The sequence below is a fragment of the uncultured Campylobacter sp. genome, assembly GCF_938018145.1.
Classification (GTDB): domain Bacteria; phylum Campylobacterota; class Campylobacteria; order Campylobacterales; family Campylobacteraceae; genus Campylobacter_A.
In genome coordinates this window covers 1-4766 of the sequence record NZ_CALIII010000026.1, presented here as the reverse complement: position 1 = coordinate 4766, position 4766 = coordinate 1, and the positions used below count along the sequence as shown (strand labels likewise).

Annotated in this window: 4 protein-coding genes and 1 pseudogene; all 5 read right to left on the bottom strand. The window is 49.5% G+C overall.

Features of this window, described 5'->3' with window-relative positions; genetic code table 11:
* On the bottom strand, positions 1 to 1886 hold a 1886-nt coding region (purL, locus tag Q0338_RS00655; RefSeq protein WP_298085080.1), incomplete at its 3' end, for a phosphoribosylformylglycinamidine synthase subunit PurL.
* A gap of 323 nt (positions 1887 to 2209) precedes the next feature.
* Complete coding sequence (locus Q0338_RS00650) at positions 2210 to 2776, bottom strand: hypothetical protein (protein WP_298085079.1); 567 nt, start codon at positions 2774 to 2776, stop codon at positions 2210 to 2212.
* An 82-nt stretch (positions 2777 to 2858) separates the two neighbouring features.
* Positions 2859 to 3596: a hypothetical protein gene (locus Q0338_RS00645; RefSeq protein WP_298085078.1), complete on the bottom strand. Its 738-nt coding sequence runs from the start codon at positions 3594 to 3596 to the stop codon at positions 2859 to 2861.
* A gap of 32 nt (positions 3597 to 3628) precedes the next feature.
* Complete coding sequence (locus tag Q0338_RS00640; RefSeq protein ID WP_298085077.1) at positions 3629 to 4315, bottom strand: hypothetical protein; 687 nt, start codon at positions 4313 to 4315, stop codon at positions 3629 to 3631.
* 82 nt (positions 4316 to 4397) lie between these two features.
* Positions 4398 to 4766 (bottom strand): annotated as a pseudogene (locus Q0338_RS00635) (tRNA uridine-5-carboxymethylaminomethyl(34) synthesis GTPase MnmE); the annotation flags it as partial.

Genomic DNA, 4766 nt, shown 5'->3' with positions numbered 1-4766 from the left:
ACGCTGTTTGCAAACTCTAGCGCGCCCGATTTATTTGCCTCGATGACTAGGTCCCACAGCGCGCGCTCTTTTTTATAATCCACCGCAGATAGCTCGCCGCCCACCGCGTCAAATAGCGCCTTAGCGTAAAGCGACGCGGCAAATTCGCCCTTCGTCTCGCCAAGCACGTATATCGCCGTGCCAGCGCTAGTAAAGACGCTCGGAAGGCTCGCGTTTGCGTCCTCGTTCACGCCCACCGTCACGATCGCGGGCGTCGGATAGACGCTCACGCCCTCGGTGTCGTTATATAGGCTCACGTTGCCGCTCACGACGGGCGTATTTAGCTCGCGGCAAGCCTCTTTGATACCCTCGCAGCCCTGCGCGAACTGCCACATAACCTCCGGATTTTGCGGATTGCCGTAGTTTAGGCAGTCGGTGATGGCTAGAGGCGTCGCTCCGCTCATCGCGACCTTTCGTCCAGCCGCCGCGACCGCTCTAGCCGCGCCGATTTTAGGATCAACGAAATTCGCCCTCGGGTCGCACTGCGCCGCCATCGCGATCGCCCTGCCCGTTTCTTTCACGCGGATAACCGCAGCTCCGAGGAGTCCGGGCTGCTTGATGGTGTTTGTTTGGATATTTGCGTCGTATTGATCGTAGATCAGAGACTTGTTTAGCACCTCTGGCTCGCTAAGCAGCTTCCAAAACGCGGTTTTATTATCCGCGATCTCCGGGATTTGTAAATTTTTGATTTCGTCTAGGTATTTCGGACGCGCAGTCGGTCGGTCAAGCACCGGAGAGGCTTCGCTAAGCGGCGCTATGGGTATCTCGCCCGCTAGCTCGCCGTGCCAATAAAGCTCCATCACGCCGCTACTTGTCACCTCGCCGATGATCTCGGCGTCGAGATCCCATTTTTTAAATATTTCAAGTATCTTTTGCTCGCAGCCTTTTTTGGCGCAGATGAGCATACGCTCCTGAGATTCGCTCAGCATTAGCTCGTACGGCGTCATGCCCGTCTCGCGCATAGGCACGCGGTCTAGATACATCTTCATACCGCTGCCGCTGCGTCCCGCCATCTCAAAGCTGCTAGAGGTTAGCCCCGCCGCACCCATATCCTGGATACCCACGACGTAGTCGGTTTTAAAGAGCTCCAAGCACGCCTCCATCAGCAGCTTTTCGGCAAACGGATCGCCTACCTGCACGGTCGGGCGCAGAGATTTGTTCGCGTCGTTAAAGCTATCGCTCGCCATCACAGCACCCCCGAGCCCGTCGCGGCCAGTTTTGGAGCCCACGTAGATCACGGGATTGCCGATACCTTCGGCTCTTCCGTAAAATATCTCGTCGCTCTTACAAAGCCCGAGCGCAAATGCGTTTACTAGGATGTTGCCGTTAAAGCTAGGATCAAACGTCGTCTCGCCGCCGATAGTAGGTATGCCCATGCAGTTGCCGTAGTGAGCGATGCCCGCGACCGCGCCTTTTAGCAGGTAGCGCTGTTTTTTCGCGTTTTCGCTCTCGCCCCTCACCTCGCCAAATCTCAGCGAGTTCATATTCGCCACGACCCTCGCGCCCATCGTAAATACGTCGCGCAGTATCCCGCCCACGCCCGTCGCCGCGCCCTGAAAAGGCTCGATGAAGCTTGGGTGATTGTGGCTCTCCATCTTAAACACCGCCGCGACGCCGCCTCCGACGTCGATGACGCCCGCGTTCTCGCCCGGACCCTGGATCACCCACGGCGCCTTGGTCGGGAAGCCGTTTAGGTACTTTTTACTCGACTTGTAGCTGCAGTGCTCGCTCCACATCGCGGAAAATATCCCAAGCTCGAGCAAATTTGGCTCTCTGCCTAGGATCTTTAGGATCTCCTCATACTCTTGATCGCTGATTTTGTGCGCTTTTACGGTAGCTTTGTCCATTTTTAGCCTTTAAAAAATTTTGGTTGATTTTACTTAAATTCGCATAAAAACTTGATAAACCAAAGGGACGAAAACGAGGCAAATTTGACGGGTAAAATTTGACGCCGAGCGCAAATTTATACTACCGCCTTTTTCATATCTATATAGGGTATTTGCGCCGCGTTACAAAACTAAACGATTTAAAAGCGCCCAACCCTTAATTAAGAATAAATTCGGTTCTAAATTTAGCCAAATAAAAATTAGAATTTTTGGGGTACGGGTCTCGGCAAGCGGCTCAAATTTTAGGTAAAAACCGCATTTTGCATTAAATTTTATCCCGCGGCTCAAAGCTCGCGCAGTTTTTCAAACTCCTTGCAGCCCTCTTTTTCGCCCGCATCGCACGCCTTTTTGAGATACTTTTTCATCTTTCGCACATACTCGTCCGTCATCCCGTCTCGAGCCTTATCAAAAAATTTAGCATACAAGCAGTCCGTCCCGCCGCGCTCGTCGCAGCTCTTTTGAAAAAGCGCCGACGCCGACGCGCCGCCGACAAGCAAGACCTGATAGTATTTAGCGGCGTTTAGGCATTCGCAGCTCTCGCCGGACTCACACGCTAGCTTCGTGCAGGCAAGCTTTGAGTCGCGCTCGTCCTTCGAGTCGCAGACTTTTTGCAACGCCGCTAGCCCCTTTTGTCTGTCGTAAAATGCGCTGCTTTCGTCCAAACGCTTGTCCGCTAGTTGCATGCATGAGGCCATGCTAAAGGGCAAAATCGATCCGCAAAACGCCTCTAGCATTTTTACTTCTTTTTGGTTGCGAGCGGCATCTGCGGTCAAATTTACATCCTCTGACGCGTCGCCGGCAAAAACAGAATTTACGACAACCGCAAAAATCAAAATTTTAAACGGATTCATGTTTTTCTTTTTATATCGTCAATTCTACGCAAGAGCGTCCGATACTATGTAAATTCGGCGGGCGATTACCCGCCGCAAATGCCTACTTGCTTGGCATACTATAGTAGCAAAGTATGTTTAGCAGGATGCGTCCTTGCTTTTTGAGGTCTTGATCGATGACGTCTTGTCTAAATTTCGCAGAGGTCGCCTGCTCTTTAGCTTCGGCTAGCTTGCCACTCGGTAGGTTAAATTTAAAGTCCAAATTTTTTATCTCAAAGCCTTTGTTTCCGACTATCTTCGCGTCGATCACGGTAGCGAAAAACTCGTCAGACGCACCCACGTAGTAGTTCGTCACGCTTCTGGCGCTTATAGGTTCGCCGCTAAAAAACGCCTTGCAAACGGGAGATTTTTGCGCACTATAAACCACGCTCTCAAGGATCCCGCCGCCAAATTCGTAAAACTTAAATTTCTTTGAGTTTTGCAGCTTTTTTATCTCGTCTTTATCGCTCAAATCTACATTTTTACCGCTATCTAGATCAATCACTATCAGAGTTTTTACGCCGTCGCCGCTTGAGTAAACCCAGCCTAGATTTTGGCTCGCCGAGTCGCTCTCGCCCGGCGATTTCACCTCGGCCCTACCCATGTAGTCGCCGAATTTTTCCTCTTTTTTGCCGCCGCTCATCTCGTAGACCGTAGTCTCGGTTATAAATCCGATCTGCTGTATGCTAGCGTCGTTTTCCATATATGTACGCCACGCTCTCTCGCCGCCCATCTCGCCTGTGATGGCCGCGCAACCGCTAAACGCCAATGCTGCAATAGCCGCTAGAAATAAGTTTTTCATCTCGCGCTCGCGTTTAAATTTGATAAAAGTGATCAGTTTTTAGGCGCAGCACAAACGATGTTTGATAGGATTCGCTCCTGTTTTTTAGCGTCGGCGTCTATGACTTTACTCCTAAATTCCGCAGATCGAGCTCGCGTTTGCGTACTGGCTAGCTTACCGTCGCTAACGAAAAATTTAAAGTCTAAATTTTTGATCTCGGCGCTTTTGCCTTTTTTCACTCCGATATCCATCAGGGTCGCGAAAAATTCGCTATTGTCGGGGGTTTCTTTATCGTAATAATTAGTCACGGCATGAGCTTTTACCGTCTTGCCCGCCGCAAAACTCTCGCACACGGCGCCCGAATCCGCGCTAAAAACTACGCTCTCCAATATGCCGCCGCCAAACTGATAAAATTTGACCTTTTTAGCATTTCTTAGAGTTGCAAGCTCGTTTTTATCGCGCATATTTATGTACTGGTAGCCAAATTTTTCCTTATCGTTAAGCTCCAAAACTATAAACGAAATCCCGTTTTGCGCGTACATATCGCCAAGTTTCAAATTTTGACCGTCTTTTTTTATGAGCGCCATACCGATGATATCGCCGTTTTTTTGCGCGTAAGTTGCGCTCAAATTTTCTGAGAAAAATGCGACATCGCCGACGGTGCCGTCATTTTCTAGATATTTGATCCAGTCCGGTTCAGGCGATACTACGCTACTTGCTAGATGATCCTGCGAAGGCATGCAGCCGCCCAGCAACGCAGCTAGAGCAGCTATAGATAAGATTTTTTCACTATTTTTTTCCTTTTTTACGGAGTAAATTTAGTTATTTGCCGAGGCAAAAGTTGCTAAACATTTCGTCTAAAATTTCGCTTCTCTCAAACGGCTTTGTGATCGACGAGATTTGCTCTATTGCCGTATTTAGCTCATAAGCAAAAAGCTCGAGCTCGGACTGGGCAAGTAAATTTAACGCCCTTTTTATCGCCTCGCTCGCCGCCTCGCAGCTTGAAATTTGACGAGTGGAGTTTAGTAGTATCTCGCTCGTCTCCTGTGCGTCGAGATAGGTTTTTAGATTGCTTATTATCTCGTCCGTTCCTTGCTTTGCGCAAATTTGTATCGGATTTTCAAGACTTATAAATTTAACGCCGAGGTCGCATTTATTTAGAACGTAAAAGATCTTTTTTTGCGAGTTTTT

Bases quoted from the DNA above. Each gene is read 5' to 3' on its own strand.
- Q0338_RS00640 (WP_298085077.1), bottom strand. From the start codon at position 4,315: ATGCCTTCGCAGGATCATCTAGCAAGTAGCGTAGTATCGCCTGAACCG.
- Q0338_RS00645 (WP_298085078.1), bottom strand. From the start codon at position 3,596: ATGAAAAACTTATTTCTAGCGGCTATTGCAGCATTGGCGTTTAGCGGT.
- Q0338_RS00650 (WP_298085079.1), bottom strand. From the start codon at position 2,776: ATGAATCCGTTTAAAATTTTGATTTTTGCGGTTGTCGTAAATTCTGTT.